General features: G+C 57.6%; 1 protein-coding gene. It reads right to left on the bottom strand.

Going from position 1 to position 1,890, the window contains the following annotated elements:
• A partial coding sequence (locus AACR93_RS04020) for a DUF5801 repeats-in-toxin domain-containing protein (protein ID WP_231557026.1) occupies positions 1 to 1,836 on the bottom strand: 1,836 nt, incomplete at its 3' end.
• Positions 1,837 to 1,890 lie beyond the last annotated feature (54 nt).

Below are 1,890 nucleotides of genomic sequence, written 5' to 3' on the forward strand. Positions count from 1 at the left end.
CGGGCCATCGTCCTTGAAGCTGATGACCTTACCGATATCCAGAACCCCGCTTGCGTGATCTCCATCCTTATCGGTGACGGTCAAAGTCAAATTAACGTGGCCAGAGCCCAAAAAGGTGGCTTCATCGGGATCAGAGGTTGGGTGAACTACAGCCCGCAGCTGATCAAGGGTCACCTTGCCGCTACTGTCGACCGTGAGGCTAAATACCAGCTGGCCAGTTGTGGCCGTGCGACCTTCGAGGATCGAACCATGCATGCTCAGCTGAACTTGCTCACCAGTGGCAGTATCAATCAGACCAGAGTTGGCATTTTGTACATTCAGGCTGTAGCTCTGGGATCCCAGACCATCTGCTCCCGGCTGTACGTTGAACACACCACTAAAGTCAGCTGTTGCATCATGATTGAGGTTGGACTCATCGACCTGCAACTGCACAGCACCGCCCCAAGTAACAGTGGTGCTGACATCGTTGTAGTCGTAATCCGAGTTGAGGGTCATATCCTCCCAGTTCTGGTTGCCTGCGCTACCGGTATCCTGCAAATGTGAACCGCCAGGGTTGAGGCTCGCATCGCTGAACACGATGTTGGCACCATCGGCCCCACTCAACGCAGTGCTGCCAACGAATGCCTGCCACTTGCCATTAATAAACTGGAAAGTGACCGCGGCACCATCACCAAGACCGGGATTGGCTCCTCCATTGGGGATAACAAAGAACCCGGTATGAGCAGGATCCAGCGAACTGATATCTGTCTGGCTTCCCACACTCTGACTGTGCACATTTGCCCAGATGACTTTGCCGGACAACGGAGTGCCATCATCACCTTTGACGTAGTAGCCATAGCTATTTGAATAACCGGCGTTGCTACCCAGGAAGGTGACTGAGGAAGTCAGGGACAGCTCACCCACCTGGATTGTTGGTGTATCATCGTTAATGGTGACGGCAAGTACGCCACTGGCACTGTCCCCATCGCCATCTGTCACCTTGTAGCCCACATTGAGGGTGAGATTGTCTTCGGTATCAGTCCCTGTGTGCATCAAGGGCTGCAGAAGTTTCACCGAGTAGGCACCAGTGCTCGGGTCGGTAATGGTGACCGTCATCAAGAGACCGCGAGTGGAACTGATAGACAAGGTTCCACTTTGGGCATCCCACGTTGAGGTCACACTTTCACTTCCCAACGCAGTAGGCCCGGAGAGCTCAAGCGATTTGAGGCCATCAGCCCCAGCCTGATAAACCAGATTGCCCGTGACGCTGGTATTGGCCCCTGCAACATCACCAGAACCACCATTGATCCCGCCGACAAGGCCTTCATCGTCCAGAACCAAAGTAGCCTGAACATTGCTTGCTTTGGGACCGTCATCCTCGAAGCGGAACACGCCGTTGGCGCCAAGGTCCACAGATGCACTCGCGCTATCGCCATCGGCGTCGGTCACTGTCTGCACCAACGTCAGCACGCCCTTGCCCACACTCAGCGCCACGCTGTCATCCGCATTGGTGGTGTCGCCATGCCAGACGTTGTCCAGCAGAGCCAGGGTCACTTCCCCGGTGCTCGGGTTGATGGTCAGAGTGAAGTAGCTCACGGTGCCGACACTGCCGGTGATGACGTTGCCCACCTGATTGAGCACGATGGCCGCACCCTGCCCGTTGGCAGCCAGCGGGTCGACCGCATACAGGCCGCTCGCCACGTCGCTGCCGCTCAGCGCCAGGCTGTAGCCAATGCTGCCTTGCCCATCCGCCCCGAAGGCCGGCGCGAACTGGGCCTGCACATTGGCCGCACTCAGGGTGGCACTGGCCACTCCGTCACCGCCAACACCACCCAGGCTGACCAGGCTTTCATCCACGGTTGCGCCCAGGCGCGGGGCTTCTTCTGCCAGCCCGGCACGCGGGCCGTCATC

Origin of the sequence: Aeromonas sp. L_1B5_3 (genome assembly GCF_963866575.1) — a bacterium.
Taxonomy (GTDB): Bacteria; Pseudomonadota; Gammaproteobacteria; order Enterobacterales; family Aeromonadaceae; genus Aeromonas; species Aeromonas jandaei.